The organism is Caballeronia calidae (genome assembly GCF_900044055.2).
Lineage (GTDB): Bacteria > Pseudomonadota > Gammaproteobacteria > Burkholderiales > Burkholderiaceae > Caballeronia > Caballeronia calidae.
Genome location: NZ_FCOX02000001.1, coordinates 156,308 through 176,786, shown reverse-complemented (window position 1 = coordinate 176,786; position 20,479 = coordinate 156,308). Strand labels below are relative to the sequence as shown.

Genomic DNA, 20,479 nt, shown 5'->3' with positions numbered 1-20,479 from the left:
GAAGAAAGCTCAATGCGAGCGGATCATCGTGCCGAACGGCTGTTCGGTGAGAATCTCGAGCAGCACCGAATGCTCGATGCGCCCGTCGATGATGTGCACCGAGCGCACGCCGCTCTTCGCCGCATCCAGCGCGGAGGAAATCTTCGGCAGCATGCCGCCCGAGATGGTGCCATCGGCGAAGAGGGCGTCGATCTCGCGCGCGGACAGATCGGTCAGCAGATTGCCTTCCTTGTCCATCACGCCGGGGATGTTCGTCATCATGACGAGCTTTTCGGCGTTCAGCACGACGGCGAGCTTGCCCGCGACGAGGTCGGCGTTGATGTTGTACGAGAGGCCGTCCTCGCCGAAGCCGATCGGCGAAATGACGGGAATGAACGCGTCGTCCTGCAGCGCCTTCACGACCGCCGGGTTGATCGCCTCGACTTCGCCCACCTGGCCGATGTCGATGAACTGGCCCGGATTGTCGCGGTCCGGCATCAGCAGCTTGCGCGCGTGAATGAGGCCGCCGTCCTTGCCGGTCAGACCGACCGCGTGGCCGCCGAAGTGATTGATCAGCGTGACGATGTCCTGCTGCACCTCGCCGCCGAGCACCCATTCGACGACCTCCATGGTTTCTTCGTCGGTGACGCGCATGCCCTGGATGAAGGTGCCCTGCTTGCCGATCTTCTTGAGCGCCTGGTCGATCTGCGGGCCGCCGCCGTGCACGATCACCGGATTGATGCCGACGAGCTTCAGCAGGATGACGTCGCGCGCGAAGCCCTGCTTCAGGCGCTCTTCGGTCATGGCATTGCCGCCGTATTTGATCACGACCGTCTTGCCGTGATACTGACGGATGTAGGGCAGCGCCTCGGCCAGGATTTCAGCCTTCAGGGTAGGCGCGATTTGCGTGAGGTCGGGAAGCTCGGACATGGCGGCAAATGAGGCGAAGGGCGTTTAAACACGCCGAATTGTACAGGACTGACGCAGCGCAGCAGGACGAATTGCCGCGCCGGCGCCACGTTTTCCGGCCGGGCGGCCGGCATGCGATCATCGTTCGAGCGGATTGATGACAAGATGATGAACGTACCCCCGGAATCGAACGCGCCTGAAGCGCGAGGCGCGCAGGTTTGCGCACGCTGCGGCGCGCCGTTTCGCTGCGGCAAGCTCGCGGGCGACGCGGTCTGCTGGTGCGCCGGACTGCCCGCGCTGCCTGTCGATCGCCTGCGGCCCGGCATGAGTTGCCTGTGTCCGGCGTGTCTCGCGGCGGAAATCGAACGCATCGCCCGATCCGATTAGCAGTCGACGTGCCGCGGCAGCCGTGCGAGCCGAGGTGCGACAAATCGCGCCAGATGCCGCAGCAAGCTCGATGCAAGCGGGATAATGTCGCATGGAGCGCGATGACGCGCGCGGGCACGATCAGACACTCAACCAGATGCATCGCATAACCACCACCGGACGGGTCAATCTCGGTCATCTCTTCTGGCTTCGCTCGCTCGCGATCATCGGCCAGCTGACGACCATCGCCGTCGTGCAGATCTTCTTCGGCGCGAAGCTCCCGCTGCCCGCGATGCTGCTCGTGATCGCGCTGGAAATGATCTTCAACGGCCTCACGTTTCTGCGGGTCGCGCGGGCGCGGCCGGAGACCAATCTCGAACTGTTCGGGCAAATGTGGGTCGACCTCGGCGCGCTCTCGGCGCTGCTGTTCCTGTCCGGCGGCGCGACCAATCCGTTCGTCACGCTCTATCTGCCGTCGCTGGCCATTGCCGCCGCCGTGCTGCCGTGGACCATGATGGCCTGCCTCGCGCTTTTCGCCGTCGCGTGCTACGCGCTGCTGTCGTACAACTACGTGCCGCTCAACATCGAGAATCCGGCCAATCTCTTCGATTATTTCCGCACCGGCCTGTGGGTCAACTTCATGGTGAGCGTCGGGCTGATCGGCTGGTTCGTCGCGCGCATGTCGCGGGCGCTGCGCGTGCGCGATGCCGCGCTCGCCGATGCCCAGCAGCGCCATCTGCGCGACGAGCGGGCGGTCGCGCTCGGCGTGCAGGCCGCGACCGTCGCGCACGAAATGGGCACGCCGCTCTCGACCATCGCGATGCTGTCCGAGGAATTGCGCGACTCCGCCGCGCACGACAAGAATCTCGCGCCCTACGCATCGGACTTCGAACTGCTCGAGCAGCAGATGGCGCTCTGCACCTCGGCGCTCGCGCGCCTGCGCAGCCGCGCGGGTGGGCCTTCGAGTCGCCAGGCGCTCGACGAATGGCTTCCGAGCTTCATCGAGCAATGGCGACTGCGACATCCGCAGGTGAAATTCGCGCGGATCGGCGAGACGCCCGAGGATGCGTCGATCGACGATGCCGTCTCCGTCGGCCAGATTCTGACGATCCTGCTCGACAACGCGGCGCGTGCAAGCAGCGAATCGGTGACGCTGCGGGCGTCGGCGGAAACCATCGACACAATGGATTACGTGCGCTTCGACGTGTGCGACCGTGGCCCGGGCATTCCGCCCGCGCTGCGCGCGACGTTGGGCGCGAGCCCGGTCGACAGCACGCAAGGCGGGCACGGCGTCGGGCTTTATCTGGCGTTCGCGGCGGCGGCGCGGCTTTCCGGATCGATCGAGCTCATTGACGGAAAACCGCGCGGCACGTGCGCAGTGTTGCGCCTGCCGAACCGCGGCGCGGCCGCGGCGCCGGCGCAAGCGGCCAGGACTGAACGCAGCGGCGCGGCCTGAACTCGAACTCAGGCGCGCGAAAACGGCACTACGGAGAAAAAGCATGAGCGATACGAACTTCCTGATCATCGACGACGATGAAGTCTTTTCGGGCATTCTCGCCCGCGGCCTCACGCGGCGCGGCTATACCACGCATCAGGCGCACGACGCCGACGAAGCGCTGAAGCTCGCCAATCAGCACAAGTTCGGTCAGATCACGGTCGATCTGCATTTGGGCAACGATTCCGGTCTGCGGCTCGTCTCGCCGCTGCGCGACCTGCAGCCCGACGCGCGCATTCTCGTGCTGACCGGTTACGCGAGCATCGCGACGGCCGTGCAGGCGGTGAAGGACGGCGCCGACAACTATCTCGCGAAGCCGGCCAACGTCGAGACGATTCTCGCCGCGCTGCACGAGCAGGCGAGCGAGCAGACGGCCGAAGAGGCGATCGAGAATCCGACGCTTTTGTCCGTCGCGCGGCTCGAATGGGAGCATATCCAGCGGGCGCTTGCCGAGAACAACGGCAATATCTCGGCGACGGCGCGCGCGCTCAACATGCATCGGCGCACGCTGCAGCGCAAGCTCGCGAAGAAGCCGGTGCGTCAGTAGCGGGAAAACGCGCGCATGAGCGGCTCGTCGCTCTGCGCGCGAACGCGCCGGACGAATTCAGGTAAAGCGGGAGTTATTGGGACCGGGACGGCGCGAGACCGGAACAGCGGGTACAGGTGGAAAACCGTTCGCCCAAAAAAGAACCGCCCAAGCCGGGTGCCAAGGGCGAAATCGGAGAGTTGCAACGACTACATGCGCATACATGGAACACGCACGTAGAAAGCATACGTGGCGGAGTTGTATGCCCAAATAAGAGAAGTCTTAATTAAGAATCTGCCTAGATTGTCTGCTTTTCGGCAGTTTCTTTTTCGGACAAGTTCGAGCGGGTCTTTCGTCGATATCCGAGCCTCATCCACGAGGCGTTATCTCCTTCATACGCGCTCAAGAAAGTCGACACGAGCGCCGTAAAGCCACTCTGTGCGCGAACCGGGGTTCGTGCCGCGCCGTCCGCGGGCGTCGTCTGCGGGGCGCCGGCTTTTGCGTGAAGGCCGGAGCGGGGCGATCCATCGCCTGTTTCGGCCGACGAGAGGAGACATCGATGAAATGGTTTGACCGGCTGTCCGTGCTCAGCAAGCTCTTGCTGTCCTTCGCGGTGGTGATTCTGTTCACCGCGTGCGTGGGCGCCACCGGCGTGGTTTCGCTAGCGAAGATGAACGGCCTGATCGACGAAATCGGCGACCGTCATATGGACGGTCTCTATTGGGTCGAGGAAGTCAACAAGAACAAGCTCAACACGGATCTCGCCGCCGCGAACCTCACCTTCGCCGACGATGCCGGCAAGGCGAAGCTGAAGGAAGGCATGTCGGGCTCGCTCGACAGCATGCACCGTGCGTTCGAGCAGATGCGTCCGACGATCCGCTCCGCCGACGGCATCGCGCTTTACGACGCCGCGAGCAAGTCCGTCGCCGCGTGGGAAGACATCGTGCTGATGCAGATGGGCAAGAAGCCGATGCCGGTCGACGTGGACCAGATGGGCCTCATCGCGCGCGCGATCGCCGCGAGCGAGAAGGCGCGCGATGCGCTGGAACGTCTCGCCGACTTCAAGCGCAAGCGCGCGACCGAGGCGCGCAACGACGCGGCGTCGGAATATGAAACGATGCGCGTCGTCATGCTCGCGCTGGTGTTCGGCGCGATGATCGCGGGCGCGCTGCTTGCGGTGCTGATCGGCCGGCGTTTGTCGGCGCAGCTCGGCGGCGAGCCGGCGTATGCGGCCGACATCGCCGACCGCATCGCCCGCGGCGACCTGAGTGCGCGCGTCGCCACGCGCCCCGGCGACGACACCAGCATGCTCGCGAGCCTCGGCAACATGAGCGCGAAGCTCGCGGACATCGTCGGCGGGATTCGTCATTCGAGCGATTCGATCCTGTACGCGTCGCGCGAAATCGCGCAGGGCAACACCGATCTGTCGCAGCGCACGGAAGAGCAGGCGGCGTCGCTGGAGGAAACCGCATCGAGCATGGAGCAGCTCACGCAGACCGTGCGCCAGAACGCGAGCAATGCGGACGAAGCGAGCGGACTTGCGCGCGGCGCGTCGGATGTGTCGGCGCGCGGCAGCGAACTCGTCGGCGAGGTGGTCGACAACATGCGCGAGCTGGCGTCGGGCAGCAAGCGCATGACGGACATCATCGCCGTGATCGAGGGCATTGCGTTCCAGACGAATATCCTCGCGCTGAACGCTGCGGTGGAAGCGGCGCGTGCAGGCGAGGAAGGGCGCGGGTTCGCGGTGGTCGCGGGCGAAGTGCGTTCGCTCGCGCAGCGCAGCGCGACATCGGCGAGGGAGATCAAGGAGCTGATCGAGGCATCGACGGCGCGCGTCGACAGCGGCGCGGCGCTCGCCGAGCGCGCCGGCGCGACGATGGCCGACGTCACGCAGGCCGTGCACCGCGTGACGGACATCATGGCGCAGATTTCGTCGGCGTCGCACGAGCAGAGCGCGGGCATCGAGCAGGTGAATCGCGCGGTCGCGCAGATGGACCAGGTGACGCAGCAGAACGCGGCGCTCGTCGAGCAGGCGGCCGCCGCCGCGGGCGCGATGGCCTATCAGGCGGAGCAGTTGAAGAGCGCCGTCGCGGTGTTCGAGCTGGCGCGCGGCGCCTGAAACGCCTGGGCAGACGTGACGCGTGGCGGGCGAACGACGGCCAAACGGTCGTAATATCGGCTCGCTTGCCACCCGAGAGCCCGCTCCGTACACTCGCGCCTGTTTTTTCAGATCAAGCGCGCCGCACGGTCGGCGCCTCACCGCCGAGAAGGAGCCCCGCCGATGTCCGATTCCTATTTCCCGCGCTGGCCGGTTCAGCCGGACGCCCAGGAGGGGCGCGTCGTTGCGCCCGACCAGCGTCTGCCCTGGCCGCAGATGATCGCGATGGGCATTCAGCACGTCGTCGCGATGTTCGGCTCGACCGTGCTCGCGCCGCTCCTGATGGGCTTCGATCCCAATCTGTGCATCTTCATGTCGGGCATCGGCACGTTGCTGTTTTTCGTGCTGGTCGGCGGGCGCGTGCCGAGCTATCTCGGCTCGAGCTTCGCGTTCATCGGTCTGGTGATCGCGGTCACGGGTTATGGCGGTCAGGGCCCGAACATGAATATTGCGGTCGCGCTCGGCGGGATCATCGCCTGCGGTGTGGCTTACGCAATCATCGGCGTGATCGTTGCGGCGGTCGGCACGAAGTGGATCGAAACGCTGATGCCGCCGGTCGTCACGGGCGCGATCGTCTGCGTGATCGGGCTGAATCTCGCGCCGATCGCCGTGAAGGGCGTGATGGGCAGCAGCTTCGAATCGTGGATGGCGCTCGTCACCGTGCTGTGCGTGGGCGGCGTCGCGGTGTTCGCGCGCGGCATGGCGCAGCGGTTGCTGATTCTGATCGGCCTCGCGATCGCGTACCTCATCTATGCCGTGCTGACCAACGGCATGGGCATGGGCAAGCCGATCGACTTTGCGATCGTCGCGAATGCCGCGTGGTTCGGCATGCCGCACTTCACTGCGCCCGTGTTCGAAGCCCCGGCGATGACGCTCATCGCGCCCGTCGCGATCATTCTCGTGGCGGAGAATCTCGGGCACATCAAGGCCGTTGGCGCGATGACGGGCAAGAGCCTCGATAAATACATCGGGCGCGCGTTCATCGGCGACGGGCTGGCGACGATCGTTTCCGGGTTCGCGGGCGGGACCGGCGTGACGACGTATGCCGAAAATATCGGTGTGATGGCCGTCACTAAGATCTATTCGACGCTCGTGTTCGTGATCGCGGCGCTCTTTGCGATCGTGCTCGGGTTTTCGCCGAAGTTCGGCGCGTTGATTCAGACGATCCCAGGGCCGGTGTTGGGCGGCGTTTCCATCGTCGTGTTCGGGCTCATCGCCGTCACCGGCGCGCGGATCTGGGTCGTCAATAAGGTGAATTTTTCGGATAACCGGAATTTGATCGTTGCTGCGGTGACGCTTGTGCTTGGCACTGGGGATTTCACGCTCAAGCTCGGTGGGTTTGCTCTTGGCGGGATCGGGACGGCTACGTTTGGAGCGATCATTTTTTATGCGCTGTTGCGGCGGCGTGAGGCGGGCGTGATTTAACGGTTTTGGCTTTGGGTTGGGGTTGGGGTTGGGCTGCTTCGTTGAGGCTTTCGCCGGATCCCGATTTCGCGTCGGTCTATTAGCACTGCCCCTGTGCGGGGCGGCAGTCACTTTCTTTGCTGCTGCAAAGAAAGTAACCAAAGAAACAGCTATCCCCATCCAAAGTACTTCACACCGGCCGCGGCACAGAAGCACTCTCGTGGTCCGGCAGTAGCGAGTGCCCTCATAGGTCTAATCGGGCTTGGATCGCGCACGGTCTGTCACATCGCACCACTCAACTGACTGGTAAGGCGCCAAATAGCTCCGTCCCGCTTCGCGGCCGACCGGTCCATCGGGTCGGCGCGCGCTTCCTTGCTGACACGTCCATCTCACCGCATCGGTGGTTTGTTGGTTTCCCTTGCAGACCCAACGGCAGCGCGTAGCGCTGTGCCGGAGCTATTTGGTGCTGAACCAGCGCGCTATAACTTCTAGCTTGTCAGACCGTGCGCGGTCCAAGCCCGGTTAGGCCTATGAGGGCACTCGCTACTGCCGGACCACGTGCGAAGTTCTGTGCCGCGGCCGGCCTGAAGTGCTTAGGCTGGGGATAGCTGTTTCTTTGGTTACTTTCTTTGCAGCAGCAAAGAAAGTGACTGCCGCCCCGCATAGGGGCAACGCAAATAGACCGACACGAAAGCAGGATTCCATAGAAGCCTCAATCAAAACCCCCGTGCCCCAACAGCCTTCTCATAAGCCTCACGAGCCACAACCACCGCCGCGCGGTCCGAAACTTCCGGCACGGCGACTTCCCACCACCATCCACCTTCCTCGGTAGGCCGAGCGGCATCGGTATCGATAGAAATCAAGTAGCTCCGATCAGCAGCCCGCGCGCGCTTCATCGCGGCTTGAAGCTCATCGATGCTCGACACATGCTCCGATAAAGCGCCGAGCGACCGCGCATGCATCGCGAAATCGATCTCGGGCGCACCGATCGCGCCTTGCCTGCAATCCTCGATGAGATTGTTGAATGACGCCCCGCCACAAGCCTGCTGCAAGCGATTGATGCACCCGAACCCGCGATTGTCGAGCAACACGACGATGATCTTCGCGCCCAGCATCACCGACGTCGCGAGCTCGCTGTTCATCATGAGATAGCTGCCGTCCCCGACGATCACGATCACCTCGCGCTCGGGCCGCGCAAGCTTCACGCCGAGGCCGCCCGCGACTTCATAGCCCATGCACGAATAGCCATACTCGACGTGATAGCCTCCGGGCTTCCCCGTGCGCCATAGCTTCTGCAAATCGGCAGGCAGCGTCCCCGCCGCGCACACGACGATATCGTTCTCAGCCGAGTCGGCATCCGAACGCTGCACCGCACCGATCACATCGGCTTCGCGCGGCAACAGGCCATCGCCGACGGGCGTGTTCGTCACATGCGCAACAGTCTCGCGCCAATCGTTCGCCAGCCGATGCGCGCGCGTCGTCCATTGCGGCGAGGCGTGCCAGTCGCCGAGCGCATCGGAGAGCACATCGAGCGCGAGAGCGGCATCCGCCTGCACGGCCACGGCGTTGCGTTTCAACGCATCGAACGGATTGGCATTGATCGCGACGAGTTGCGCCTGCGCGAAGAGCGTGTTGGAGCCGGTCGTGAAATCCTGTAGACGCGTGCCGACAGCGAGCACGCAATCGCTCGCATGCGCAAGTTCGTTCGCAGCCGATCCGCCCGTCACGCCGATGCCGCCGACGTTCAACGCATCGTCCCACGCGAGCGCGCCTTTGCCGGCCTGCGTTTCGGCGACAGGAACGCCGTGCTTGTGCGCGAACCTGCGCAAGGCATCGGTCGCGAGTCCGTACAGCACGCCGCCGCCCGACACGATGAGCGGCTCGCGCGCCTCACGCAGCATCGCGGCAGCACGCTCGATCTCGCGCGGCACGGGCGAGGGCGCATGAAACTCGACGACGCGCGGCTCGAAAAACGAAGCAGGGTAGTCGAAGGCCATCGCCTGCACGTCCTGCGGCAACGCGAGCGTGACGGGGCCGCAGGTCGCCGCATCGGTCAGCACGCGAATCGCACGCGGCAATGCGCTCAGCAATTGCGCGGGATGCACGATGCGATCGAAATAACGCGACACCGCCTTCAACGCATCGTTCGCGGACACGCCGCCATCGTGACCATCCTCGACTTGCTGCAGCACCGGGTCCGGCGCGCGCGACACGAAGATATCGCCCGGCAGCAACAGCACCGGCAAGCGGTTCACATGCGCGAGCGCGGCGGCCGTGACGAGATTCGTCGCGCCCGGGCCGATGGACGTCGTCACGGCCATCATGCGGCGGCGCATGTGCGCCTTGGCATAAGCGATCGCGCTATGCGCCATCGCCTGCTCGTTGTGCGCGCGATACGTCGGCAAGTCATCGCGATATCGATACAGCGCCTCGCCGATGCCCGCGACATTGCCATGCCCGAAGATCGCGAACACGCCGCCGAACAGCGGCTCGCCATGTTCCGTGCGAAGCGCCGCGAGATAGCGCACGACGGCCTGCGCTGCGGTCAGGCGAACAGTCGAGCCAACTGCCGTTTCGGATTGAGTTGCGCGCTGGTTCATGCGGGCTGCTCCTGTCTCGCGTGAATGGAATCGGCGGATGTGTCGCGCGATGCGCGCGCAGCGCGCCACGCACCGATCAATGCTTCGAACGTGCGGCGCACGCGGGCGATCAACTCGCGGTCGTCGATCTCGCCCGCGAGCCACGCATGGCTCGGCTCATGAAAGATCGTGCGCCCGACCGTGAAGCCCTTGCATGTCTTCGACGATGCGGCGGCCCTGAAGCCATCGCTCAGTTGCTCGACAGCCGCCGACAAGCCGAGCAGCACGACGCCGCGGCAATACGGATCGCGCTCGGCGATCAGCGCATCGACGGCTTGCCATTGCTTCGCGCTCATCGGTTCGAGCTTCCACCATTCAGGGTAGATGCCGAGGTTGTACAGACGCTTCAACGCGCGATACACCGTGTCATCTTCGACGGGCGGACCGTTCTTCGGCACGATCACTTCGAGCAGCAGTTCATTGCCGCTTTCCTGCACGGCATCGTAGAGCGCGCGCAATTGCGCTTCCTGTTCGAGACGCACGTCATGCGGATGATCGGGGTGATACTGCACGAGGCATTTCGCGACCTGTTCGCGCGGCCATTGAACGAGCGTCGTGCCGATCGAGCGGCCATGATCGAACACGAGCGGCATCGAGCCCGGCAATTCCACCGGACGCCCGACCCACCAGCCGCGCCCCGTCGCAGCATTCAATGCATCCTGACCGTATCGATCGTCGATCAACACGCCGATGCGTCCCGCGAGGCCAAGCTCTTCCTCGGTCTGCGCGACCGCTTCGACGAACAGGTTCTTCAGCGTCGATATGCGCGCCTCGCTCGCGCCGGTCTGCTGCGCGAGATCGAAGAACTGATTGCGATGATCGAACGCGAAGCCGAGCACTTCGTCCCATTGCCTGCGGCTCGGGCTCACGCGATGCAGCCGCGCCAGCGTCGCATCGCGATCGGGGCGGCGCATGCGCACGGGATCATCCTTGGCCGCGGCGAGGAAGTAATCGAGCTCGGCGGGCGTGGGCATCGCGGGCGCGCAGCCGTGCCGCGACACGACGAGCGCGCCGCATGCATTCGCCGAGCGCGCGCACGCTTCGAGCGGCTCGTCGCGCAGCCATCCGGAGAGAAAGCCCGACGCGAACGCATCGCCCGCGCCGAGCACGTTGAGCACGTCCACTTCGACGCCGCCATGTATCGGCGCATCGTCGATGGAAGCGGGCACCGTGCCTTCGATGATCGAGCAGCCGAGCGGCCCGCGCTTCACGACGAGCGTCGCGCTCGTCACCTTGCGGACCATCGCGAGCGCATCGATCAGACGGTCCTTGCCGCCCGCGATGCGAAACTCTTCTTCCGTGCCGATCACGAGATCGATCAGCGGCAGAATGCGCTGCAAGTGCGCGGTCACGCTTTCATCCGCGATGAAGCGCGTCTCGCCATCGGCCTTGCCGGTCAAACCCCACAGCACCGGCCGATAGTCGATGTCGAGAATCGTGCGCACGTCGTTGCGCCGCGCATATTCCAGCGCGCGCCGGCTCGTGCGATTGACCTGCTCCGTCGAGAAGTGCGTGCCGGTGATGAGCAATGCCTTCGACGATGCGATATACGCTTCATCGAAATCGCTTTCATCGACAGCCATGTCCGCGCAGTTCTCGCGATAGAACACGAGCGGGAACGTATCGCGGTCTTCGAGCCCGAGCAGCACGAGCGCGGTGAGGCGCTCGCGATCGATCCGCACGTGGCTCACGTCGCAGCCTTCGCGCTCGAGCGTCTCCGTGAGGAAGCGCCCCATGTGATCGTTGCCGACGCGCGCGAGCATCGACGATCTGAGCCCGAGCCGCGCGCAGCCGAACGCGATGTTCGCCGACGAGCCGCCGAGATACTTCGCGAAGGTCGATACGTCTTCGAGTCGCGCGCCGACCTGCTGCGCATACAGATCGACGGCCAAGCGCCCGAGACACACGATATCGCGCGCGCGGTCCGATGCAAAACGAGAGGTGGTGGATGTTGGCATGGCTTGTAGGTCCTCAGATCGTCGCGCCTTCGAGTTCGCTCATCATCTGCTGCATTTCGGCGCCGCCCGCCATCATGTCGAGCACTTCGTTCTTGCTGATGGTGTCCTTCGTGTACGTGCCCATCGAGCGGCCGCGATTGAGCAGCGTGAAGGAATCGCCGATCGGATACGCGTGATGCACGTTGTGCGTGATGAAGATCACCGAGATGCCTTTCTCGCGCGCCTTGTGAATCAGCTTCAGCACGTTGAAGCTCTGCTTCACGCCGAGGGCGGCGGTCGGTTCGTCGAGGATCAGCACGCGCGCGCCGAAGTGGATCGCGCGGGCGATCGCGAGGCATTGCTTCTCGCCGCCGGACATCGTGCCGATCGGCTGATGCGGATCGCGCACGTTGATGCCCATTTCCGCGAGCTTGGCGCGCGACGTTTCGGCGGCCAGATCGAGGTCCATCACGCTGATGCCGAAGCGCTTCTTCTGCGGTTCGCGGCCCATGAAGAAATTGCGCGCGACGGAAAGCAAGGGCACGAGCGCGAGATCCTGGTACACGGTCGCGATGCCGAGATCGAGCGCTTCCTTCGGCGATTCGAAATGCACCGGCTTGCCATCGACGAGATAGTCGCCGGAAGAGGGCTGATGCACGCCCGCGAGCGTCTTGATGAGCGTGGACTTGCCCGCGCCGTTATCGCCGAGCAGGCAATGCACTTCGCCGCGCTTGAGGCGCAAGGTGACGCCGTTGAGCGCGATCACCTTGCCGAAAAACTTGCTGACGTTTTCGAGTGCGAGGATGTTGTCGTCTTGCATGATCGTTTCTCCTCTCATTGAGCCTGGGACACGCGGCGGCGCACGTAGTGATTGAAGAGCACGGCGATCAGAAGCATCACGCCGAGGAACACACGGAACCAGTCCGAGCTGACGTTCGTATAAGTGATGCCGATCTGTACGACGCCGAAGATCAATGCGCCGAAGCACGCGCCGACCACCGAGCCGTAACCGCCCGTCAGCAAGGTGCCGCCGATGACCGCCGCGATGATCGCTTCGAATTCCTTCTGCAGGCCACGGTCGGCCGCGGCCGAACCGATATCGCACACTTGCAGCACCGCGAAGAGGCACGAGCAGAACGCGGTCAGCACGAACAGCGAAATCTTCACGCGCTTCACCGGCACGCCGACATTCTTTGCGGCGGTCGCATCGCCGCCTACCGCGAGAATCCAGTTGCCGTAGCGCGTCTTGGCGAGCACGAACGCGCCGACCGCCGCGAGCGCGAGCCACCAGATGATGACCTTCGGAATGCCCGGCACGAGCGGCTCGCCGCTGTCGAGCAGCTTGCCGATGCCCATGTGCGCGAGCCACGTGAACACGCCATGGAACGCGACGCCATGAAAGAGCGTGTTGGCGATCGGATCGTTCTGCGCGAGATCGCCCACGCCGGAGATGATCGTGCGATCCGCGAACATGATCGACAGCGCGAGCGTGAGACCGCGCAGGATGAACAGGAACGCGAGCGTGACGATGAACGATGGCAGACGCGTTCTCATCACGAGATAGCCGTTCAATGCGCCGAGCAGCATCGACATCACGAACGCAAAGAGAATCGAAAGCGAGATCGGCCAGTGGAAATAGACCGAGGGCAGCGCGACCATCATGCCGGCGAAGCCGATCATCGAGCCGATGGACAAGTCGAACTCACCCGCGATCATCAACAGACACGCGCCGACCGCGAGCAGGCCGAGATAAGCGGCCACCTGCGACCAGTTCATCACGCCGTCGAGATTGAACATGCCCGACGAACCGGCGCCGAAACCGAACACGAGGAATACGAGCACCGTGCCGGAAATCGCCGCGAATTCCGGGCGATTCAGCAAATGGCCGAACCACGATTGCTGGCGTACGCGCTCATCCGAGGGCTTTGCCTTGTCAGGTGCGTCAGCGTTGTCCTGCTGGGGGTTCACGTGAGGAGGGTAATGCTTGCCGGCTACGCCCATGATGGCTCCTTGAGACTTGAAACGAACTTAAGGTCGATGCAGTAGCGATGCGCGCGTCCCTACCGCGTCCGCGAACGGACGCAGTAAAGACACAGGTGACTTGAGAAAAGCGGGCGGTTTATCGAGAGCTTTCGAACCGCCCGAAAAAGATCATGCCGCGATCAACGATATTGACCCGCGTACTTCACGACCTTGTCGAGATTCTCTTTGGTGATGAAACCCGGGCCGGAACGAATGTTCTTGGGCCCATACGACGGCTGCAATCCGTAGGTTTCGAGGCGCGCCTTGAACTTCGGATTCGCTTCGAGAATCTGGCGGATCTTCGCGGGATCGGTCGTATGTTCCTTCTTCACGATCGCGAGCACGGCCACCGGGATATAACCTTGCAGATACGGCTGCTGATCGATCGCGAACTTGATCGTGCCGTCCTTGATCGCCTTCGCGATGTCGTCCGAGAAGTCGAAGGTCACGAAATAGACCTTGTTTTGCAGACCCATTTGCGCGACAGCTTTGAGTGTCGCGGACGCGGGCGTCGGTCCGAGCGTGAGGATCGCCTGCGTGTCCGGATGATTGCGCAGGAACGCCGAGACCTTCGACTGAATCTCCGTCGGGTCCTGGCCCGAGTCGAGCGTCGCGGCCTTGTAATCGACGCCGAGCGCATCGGCGAAACCGCGGCAGCGATCGAACGACACCGTATTCGTCGCGATGTGATTCACGCACAGGAACGACTTGATGCCCGCGGCCTTCGCCTTCTCTCCGGCCGCCTTGCCCGCGACGTATTCCGGCTGGCCGACGTGCATGATCGCGCCCAGTTGCGCGCTCTGTTCCTCGGTGCCGGAGTTGATCGTGACGAGCGGAATCTTCTTCGCGGTGACCTTGTTGATCGAGCTCTTCAGCACGTCGAAGTCCGCGATGGTGGTGATGACGCCGTCGTAGTTGCGCGCGGCGGCCTGCTCGATCAGGCGCGACATGTCCGCGATATCGCCGTTCGGCGGATTGCGGTAGTCGGTCTGCACGTTGAAGTCTTCATCCGCCTGCTTGATCGCGTTCTTGATGGTGTTCCACCACGAGTCCGAATCCGGCGCATGGCTGATCAGCACGAACTTCGCGTCGGGCGCCGCGTGTGCGGGGCTCGCCGTCATCAACGCCGCGCTGCACAACGCAGCCGCAGCCACCAGCGCGCGCAGCGCCGCCCGACCGTTGCAAATGGTCATTGTCTCCACCTATCTCGGTTGTTGTTTGGTGTGATGTTTTCGCGAGCCGGCACGTGGTGTGTCGTGCTCAGGACCAAGAGTAGGTCAGTTTTCGAGCGTCTGCAATAGAAATTTTATGCGTGCGATAAATGGAAAATACATTCCAATTTGCTTGCCGCCTTCCTATAATCGGTTCCACGGCGCTCGTCACGGAGCGCGCAACAGACGAGCATCGAAATGGATGACACCAGCACCGAAGTCCAAAGCGTCGACGAACTGATGCAGCGGATCACCGACGCGTACGACTCGCTGCCGCGCCAGTTGAAGAGCGTCGCGACGTATATCGAGCAGCATCGCCAGAGCGTGATGATGGATCGCACGAGCGATATCGCGAACGCGTGCGGCGTGCACGCGTCGGCGGTCGTGCGCTTTGCGCAGCGCTTCGGCTTTTCCGGCTTCTCGGACCTGCAGGCCGTGTTCCGCCAGGCGTACGCGGGCGGCGGCGGCTCGCAGCAGAGTTATCAGCAGCGCATCCGCAAGCTCATCGATGAGAAGGCGGGCGAGGCGTCGGGCGTATCGGTGGCGCGCGAATTCATCGCGGCGAGCCGAACGGGTCTCGACGAGCTCGAAGCCGGTCTCGACGACGTGCAGTTCGAAGCCGCTGTCGAGATGCTGTCGCAGGCGGAGAACATCTATGTGATCGGCGTGCGGCGTTCGTTCGCGGTGGCGAGCTACATCGTCTATGCATTGCAGCACACGAAGAAGCGCGTGCATCTGATCTCGGGCTTCGGCGGCATGTTCCGCGAGCAGGTCCGCAGCGTGAAGAAGGGGGACGTGGTGGTCGCGATCAGCTTCGCGCCCTACGGCAAGGAGACGCAATACTGCGTGCGCGCCGCGCAGCATCACGGCGCGAAGACCCTCGTCATCACCGATAGCCAGCTTTCGCCGCTCGCGCGTCACGCGAGCGCGAGTCTGTTCGTGAAGGAGGGCAGCGCGTTCGCGTTCCGTTCGCTCACGAGCACCATTTGCCTGTGCCAGGCGTTGTTCATCGCGCTCGCGTACCGGCTCGAGTTGAACGTTGAGGAATCCAAGGAGACAGGTGGCTATGACGATTGATGTGGCGGTGTTCGGAGCGGGGCGCATCGGCAAGATTCACGCGGCCAATCTCGCGCGGCAGCCGGGCGTGCGTTTGAAATATGTCGTCGATGTGAATCGCGATGCGGCTTCCGCATTGGCTGCTCTGTATGGCGCGCAAGTCGCCGATGTCGATGGCGCGATGGGCGATGCCTCCGTCGGCGCGACAGTCGTATGTTCGAGCACGGATACGCATGCGGATCTGATTCTGGCGTCGGCGGCGCAGAAGAAGCATGTCTTCTGCGAGAAGCCTGTGGATCTCACGATCGAGCGTGCGCGCGCCTGCGCGGATGCGGTGGCGAATGCGGGCGTGGTCTGCATGATCGGCTTTCAGCGCCGCTTCGATCCGACGTTTTCCGCGTTGAAGACGCGCATCGATGCGGGCGAAATCGGCGATCCGGAAATGCTGATCGTCACGAGCCGCGATCCGGGCGCGCCGCCGGTGGAGTACATCCGGCATTCGGGCGGCATCTTCAAGGACATGCTGATCCACGATTTCGATATCTTCCGCTGGATTCTCGATGACGAAGCCGACACGCTGCACGCGACGGGCAGTTGCCTCTCCGATCCGGCCATCGCCGATGCGGGCGATATCGATTCGACCGCGGTGACGATCCGCACGAAGCGCGGGCGTCTGTGCCAGATCAACACGGCGCGGCGCGCGGCGTATGGCTACGATCAGCGCTTCGAATTGCTCGGCAGTCTCGGCATGCTGCAGGCGGGCAATGTGCGGCCGACCGAAGTCACGTCGTATGCGAAGACGGCCGTGTCGAACGACGTTCCCGAGGCGTTCTTCCTCGAACGCTATCGCGCGGCGTATGCAGCGGAGATCGCGCATTTCTTCGATGCGGTCAATAACGGCAAGCCGGTCCGCACGACGGTCGCGGACGGTCTCAAGGCGCTGGAGCTCGCCGAAGCCGCGACGCTTTCGTGGCGCGAGAAGCGCATCGTCAAGCTCGGGGAGAACGCCGCATGAAGGCCGTGCGCGTCGGTATCGTCGGATTGGGGAGGCTCGGGCGTCGTCATGCGGAGAATCTCGCGTGGCACGTGCCGGGCGCGAAGCTCGCCGCGGCGTGCAGCCCGGTCAAGGAAGAGCGCGAGTGGGCTTCGTCGAGCCTTCCCGAGCTCGCGCTTCATGGCGACTACGATGAATTGCTCGCGGATACGTCCATCGACGCCGTGTGGCTCGTCACGCCCACGTCGCTGCATGCGAAGCAGATCATCGCGGCATTGCGCGCGGGCAAGCACGTGTTCTGCGAGAAGCCGCTGTCGCTCGATCTCGCCGAATGCGATGCGGTGATCGAAGAGGCCGCGCGTCATCCGCAACTGCACGTGATGATCGGCTTCGTGCGACGCTTCGATGCCAGCTATCGCGATGCGTTCGACGGCATCGCGAAGGGCGCGATCGGCCGGCCCTTCATGGTGCGCTCGCAGACCTGCGACAAGAACGATCCGGACGGCTTCTTCGTGCGTTTCGCGCCGACATCGGGCGGGCTCTTTCTCGATTGCAGCGTGCACGATATCGATCTCGCGCGCTGGCTGCTCGGCAATCCCCGGCCGAAGCGCGTGTACGCGAGCGGGACGATCGCGATCCACGAGGGCTTGCGCGAGTGCGGTGACATCGATAACGGCGTCGGCACGATCGAGTTCGAGGATGGGCGGCTCGCGGTGTTGTACGCATCGCGCACGATGGCGCACGGCCACGACACGCAGACGGAAGTCATCGGCACGGCGGGCGCGCTTTCGGTCGGGCGCAATCCGCGCGCGAATCGCGTCGAGATCGCGGATGCGCACGGCATGCGCAACGCATGCACGCCGACGTTCTTCGAACGCTTCGAGGATGCGTTTTTACGCGAGGCGCAGGCGTTCGTGGCGGCGCTCATCGATGGGAAGCCGACCGGGCTGACGCTCGACGATGCGCGGGAAGCGACGCGCATCGGCATCGCGATGCGCCAGGCTTATGAAAGTGGGAGGGCGGTGGAGTTGTGAGTGCGGGCGGCCCGCTTCGTGGGCGCGGGTCGTCAGCCCACGACCAGTTTCACCGGCTTGCCTACACGGGTCAGCATCTCCACGAGCGTGTCGATCGTGAACTTGCTCGTCTTTTTGTTCACCACATCCGACACGCGAGGCCGCGTGACGTGCAATATCTCGGCTGCTTCGGTTTGCTTGAGATGATGTGCTTCGATCCAGGAAGCAAGCTCGTCCATGAGCTGTTCCTTGAGCGCCTGGGTCTGGCCGATCAGCGCCTGCGATTCGGCTTGATGTCGGCGCGCTTCGTCGGGTGAAAAACCGAGTTCGGCAAACAGATTCGCTCCGCGCTTCGTTACATGTCGCACATGTGTATCGACTTTGTTCATGGCCGCTCTTTCCTTTCACGCAGGATGGCGCGATAGCGAATCGCCGCGATTTCTTTATCCTGCTTCGATGTTGATTGGACCTTCTTCTGGAAGCAATGGAGCACGTAGACGGCTTCCTCGAACTTGGCCACGTACATCACGCGAAATATTCCATTCGGGTCCCGGATGCGAACTTCGCGCACGCCGGCACCCACCTCGTCGAACGGCTTCCAGTCCTCCGGATCGAGCCCGGCCTGAAGACGGCCGAGCTGGAAGCCCGCTTCGCGCCGGGCGGCCGACGGAAATTCAAGAACGTCATCGTAGGATGAGCCGACCCAGCGAATTTCTTTCTCATCGTTCATTGTATAAAATTTTATACGTTTGTCACGGGTTGCTTTTGGATCAGGCTGCTGTCTGGAACGCTGGCCTTCGGTCCGACGAGGCCAACTTCAATGTCGTGACACATGAACTGGAAAAGTCTCAATCAGCGCGGGGCGTTCGTTTTGCCTTTACGCGAAGCGACGCGCATCGGCATCGCGATGCGGCAGGCTTATGAAAGTGGGAGGGCGGTGGAGTTGTGACCGCTGCGTTAAAATCGAATCCTCACCGAGCGCTTATCCCACAGGCAAAGGAAAGGTTCAATCGCGATGGAAGTTCATAAGGAAGTCGACGCGCGCGGGCTCAACTGCCCGTTGCCGATTCTGCGGGCGAAGAAGGCGCTCGCCGACATGACGAGCGGTCAGATTCTGAAGGTGCTCGCCACCGACCCGGGATCGCAGCGCGATTTCGCGGCCTTCGCCAGGCAGACCGGCAATGAGATCGTCGAAGTGACCACGCAGGACAAAGTCTTCACGTTCCTGATGCGGCGTCGCTGAGCGTCGAACGAAAAATACGAAAGGCCCGCCATGTTGAATGACGGGCCTTTCGTTTTGCTCATGATCGGACCATCAATTGGCGTCGATCAGTCGCCGGGCAACCAGTAGCAATCGCTCGGGTCCATGTCCGCCCAGCAGATCCAGTAGCCGAACGCCAGCTTTTGCGACGGCATGGCCGCGCGCGTAGCGACCTCGGACTTCATGGCGAACGCCTGACCTCCAAGCGGGGAGGGGGAAACTGAAGGGGCCGCCGACGCGGACAGACTCAGTGACGACAACACCGATGCAGCAGCGAACGCAAGACAGAGTGCTTTTCTTTTCATATCGAATGCTCCGTAGTTCTCAGGATAACGCGATACCGGCGTTGAAGCTGCCTCAGATGCCGGATCACGCATGAAGACTGTAAGGATGCTTCGGTCGCCTGTCTAAACGATAAATCTGAAAAGCTGGCTGTCTGAGCTTGGTCGATTCGCGAAGTCGCGCGCGGTGAACGGTTCCAATGAAAACGGGCAGGAAGAGCATCACCTGCTCTTCCTGCCCGTCGACTACCCGGTGTATGAACCCGGACTTCAGCCTTCGAGAATCGGCGCGCGCGTGCGCAGATATTCCTCGAATTCCGCCTTCACTTCCGGATGACGCAGCGCGAACTCCACCGTCGCCTTCAGATAGCCGAGCTTGCTGCCGCAGTCGAAGCGCGTGCCGTGGTACTTGTACGCGAGCACCTGTTCATCCGACAGCAGCGACTGGATCGCGTCCGTCAGTTGCAGTTCGCCGCCCGCGCCCGGCTTCAGCGCGCGGATGTGATCGAAGATGCGCGGCTTCAGCACATAACGGCCGACCACGCCCAGGTTCGACGGCGCCACAGCGGGCTCCGGCTTCTCGACGATGCCCGACAGCTTGAAGATGTTGTCTTCCCATTCCTTGCCGTCGATGATGCCGTAGGACTTCGAATCCTCCGGCGGGATTTCCTCGACGCCGATCACCGAGCTGTGATAGTGGTCGAAGACTTCGATCATTTGCGACATCACGGGCGGCTTGCCGTACAGCAAGTCATCCGCGAGGATCACGGCGAACGGGTTATCGCCGACGAGCTTCTCCGCGCACAGCACGGCATGGCCGAGACCGAGCGCTTCCGCCTGACGCACATAAAAGCAGTCCACGTGACTCGGCTTGATGCTGCGCACGAGTTCGAGCAGTTTCTCCTTGCCGCGCGCCTCGAGTTCCGCTTCGATTTCATAGGACTTGTCAAAGTGATCTTCGATGGCACGCTTGCTGCGGCCGGTGACGAAGATCATTTCGGTAATGCCGGCCGCCATCGCTTCCTCGACCGCATATTGAATCAGCGGCTTGTCCACGACTGGCAGCATTTCCTTCGGGCTGGCCTTGGTCGCGGGAAGAAACCGCGTGCCCAGACCTGCTACGGGGAATACCGCTTTGGTAACTTTTAGCATGTGATAACCCTGATCCTCTTAAATCATTTAGAACGTCGAGATAACCGGTGTGGAACGATAAGTGATTCGAACCCCC

General features: G+C 63.1%; 18 protein-coding genes. 9 read left to right on the top strand and 9 right to left on the bottom strand.

Annotated features, from left to right (window positions below):
- Positions 1–9 precede the first annotated feature (9 nt).
- Complete coding sequence (gene argB / locus AWB78_RS00830; RefSeq protein ID WP_014190130.1) at positions 10–909, bottom strand: acetylglutamate kinase; 900 nt, start codon at positions 907–909, stop codon at positions 10–12.
- Positions 910–1,053: 144 nt separating this feature from the next.
- Here argB and AWB78_RS00825 point away from each other — a divergent pair, with 144 nt between their 5' ends.
- From AWB78_RS00825 to AWB78_RS00805, 5 genes are all read left to right on the top strand, one after another.
- On the top strand, positions 1,054–1,275 hold the full coding sequence (locus tag AWB78_RS00825; protein WP_062601456.1) for a cysteine-rich CWC family protein: 222 nt from the start codon (positions 1,054–1,056) through the stop codon (positions 1,273–1,275).
- Between the two features lie 136 nt (positions 1,276–1,411).
- A complete protein-coding gene (locus AWB78_RS00820) occupies positions 1,412–2,710 on the top strand; it encodes an ATP-binding protein (protein ID WP_062601740.1) in 1,299 nt (432 codons plus the stop codon).
- Positions 2,711–2,753: 43 nt separating this feature from the next.
- On the top strand, positions 2,754–3,296 hold the full coding sequence (locus tag AWB78_RS00815) for a response regulator transcription factor (RefSeq protein WP_062601455.1): 543 nt from the start codon (positions 2,754–2,756) through the stop codon (positions 3,294–3,296).
- Positions 3,297–3,834: 538 nt separating this feature from the next.
- On the top strand, positions 3,835–5,394 hold the full coding sequence (locus tag AWB78_RS00810) for a methyl-accepting chemotaxis protein (RefSeq protein ID WP_062601454.1): 1,560 nt from the start codon (positions 3,835–3,837) through the stop codon (positions 5,392–5,394).
- A 162-nt stretch (positions 5,395–5,556) separates the two neighbouring features.
- Positions 5,557–6,858 carry a solute carrier family 23 protein gene (locus AWB78_RS00805; protein WP_062601453.1) on the top strand — a complete coding sequence of 434 codons (1,302 nt, stop codon included), beginning with the start codon at positions 5,557–5,559 and terminating at the stop codon, positions 6,856–6,858.
- 695 nt (positions 6,859–7,553) lie between these two features.
- Here AWB78_RS00805 and iolD read toward each other — a convergent pair.
- From iolD to AWB78_RS00780, 5 genes are all read right to left on the bottom strand, one after another.
- Entirely contained in the window at positions 7,554–9,437 is a 1,884-nt protein-coding gene (gene iolD / locus AWB78_RS00800) for a 3D-(3,5/4)-trihydroxycyclohexane-1,2-dione acylhydrolase (decyclizing) (RefSeq protein ID WP_062601452.1), read from the bottom strand.
- A complete protein-coding gene (locus AWB78_RS00795; RefSeq protein ID WP_062601451.1) occupies positions 9,434–11,434 on the bottom strand; it encodes a bifunctional 5-dehydro-2-deoxygluconokinase/5-dehydro-2-deoxyphosphogluconate aldolase in 2,001 nt (666 codons plus the stop codon). The genes iolD and AWB78_RS00795 overlap by 4 nt, the downstream gene beginning before the upstream one ends.
- 13 nt (positions 11,435–11,447) lie before the next feature.
- On the bottom strand, positions 11,448–12,233 hold the full coding sequence (locus AWB78_RS00790) for an ATP-binding cassette domain-containing protein (protein WP_062601450.1): 786 nt from the start codon (positions 12,231–12,233) through the stop codon (positions 11,448–11,450).
- A 14-nt stretch (positions 12,234–12,247) separates the two neighbouring features.
- Positions 12,248–13,414: an ABC transporter permease gene (locus AWB78_RS00785; RefSeq protein WP_062601449.1), complete on the bottom strand. Its 1,167-nt coding sequence runs from the start codon at positions 13,412–13,414 to the stop codon at positions 12,248–12,250.
- Positions 13,415–13,575: 161 nt separating this feature from the next.
- A complete protein-coding gene (locus tag AWB78_RS00780; protein WP_062601448.1) occupies positions 13,576–14,628 on the bottom strand; it encodes a sugar ABC transporter substrate-binding protein in 1,053 nt (350 codons plus the stop codon).
- A 216-nt stretch (positions 14,629–14,844) separates the two neighbouring features.
- Between AWB78_RS00780 and AWB78_RS00775 the strand changes: the two genes are divergently transcribed.
- Genes AWB78_RS00775 through AWB78_RS00765 form a run of 3 tightly spaced genes read left to right on the top strand, consistent with a single transcriptional unit; the run spans position 14,845 to position 17,730 of the window.
- A complete protein-coding gene (locus tag AWB78_RS00775) occupies positions 14,845–15,723 on the top strand; it encodes a MurR/RpiR family transcriptional regulator (protein ID WP_062601447.1) in 879 nt (292 codons plus the stop codon).
- Complete coding sequence (gene iolG / locus AWB78_RS00770) at positions 15,713–16,717, top strand: inositol 2-dehydrogenase (RefSeq protein ID WP_062601446.1); 1,005 nt, start codon at positions 15,713–15,715, stop codon at positions 16,715–16,717. Before AWB78_RS00775 ends, iolG begins: the two co-directional genes overlap by 11 nt.
- Positions 16,714–17,730 (top strand): Gfo/Idh/MocA family oxidoreductase, encoded by a 1,017-nt coding sequence (locus tag AWB78_RS00765; protein ID WP_062601445.1) that lies wholly within the window; start codon positions 16,714–16,716, stop codon positions 17,728–17,730. The genes iolG and AWB78_RS00765 overlap by 4 nt, the downstream gene beginning before the upstream one ends.
- Positions 17,731–17,762: 32 nt before the next feature.
- Here the strand turns inward: AWB78_RS00765 and AWB78_RS00760 are convergent, their stop codons facing one another.
- Both AWB78_RS00760 and AWB78_RS00755 read right to left on the bottom strand, forming a co-directional pair.
- Positions 17,763–18,098, bottom strand: coding sequence for a helix-turn-helix domain-containing protein (locus AWB78_RS00760; RefSeq protein WP_062601444.1), 336 nt, complete (start codon positions 18,096–18,098; stop codon positions 17,763–17,765).
- Positions 18,095–18,439 carry a type II toxin-antitoxin system RelE/ParE family toxin gene (locus AWB78_RS00755; RefSeq protein WP_062601443.1) on the bottom strand — a complete coding sequence of 115 codons (345 nt, stop codon included), beginning with the start codon at positions 18,437–18,439 and terminating at the stop codon, positions 18,095–18,097. The genes AWB78_RS00760 and AWB78_RS00755 overlap by 4 nt, the downstream gene beginning before the upstream one ends.
- 285 nt (positions 18,440–18,724) lie before the next feature.
- Between AWB78_RS00755 and AWB78_RS00750 the strand changes: the two genes are divergently transcribed.
- Positions 18,725–18,952 (top strand): sulfurtransferase TusA family protein, encoded by a 228-nt coding sequence (locus tag AWB78_RS00750; protein ID WP_062601442.1) that lies wholly within the window; start codon positions 18,725–18,727, stop codon positions 18,950–18,952.
- 569 nt (positions 18,953–19,521) lie between these two features.
- Here AWB78_RS00750 and galU read toward each other — a convergent pair.
- The gene (gene galU, locus AWB78_RS00740) at positions 19,522–20,403 is read right to left on the bottom strand and encodes a UTP--glucose-1-phosphate uridylyltransferase GalU (protein ID WP_062601440.1); all 882 of its coding nucleotides are present in this window, start codon (positions 20,401–20,403) and stop codon (positions 19,522–19,524) included.
- Between the last annotated feature and the right edge of the window lie 76 nt (positions 20,404–20,479).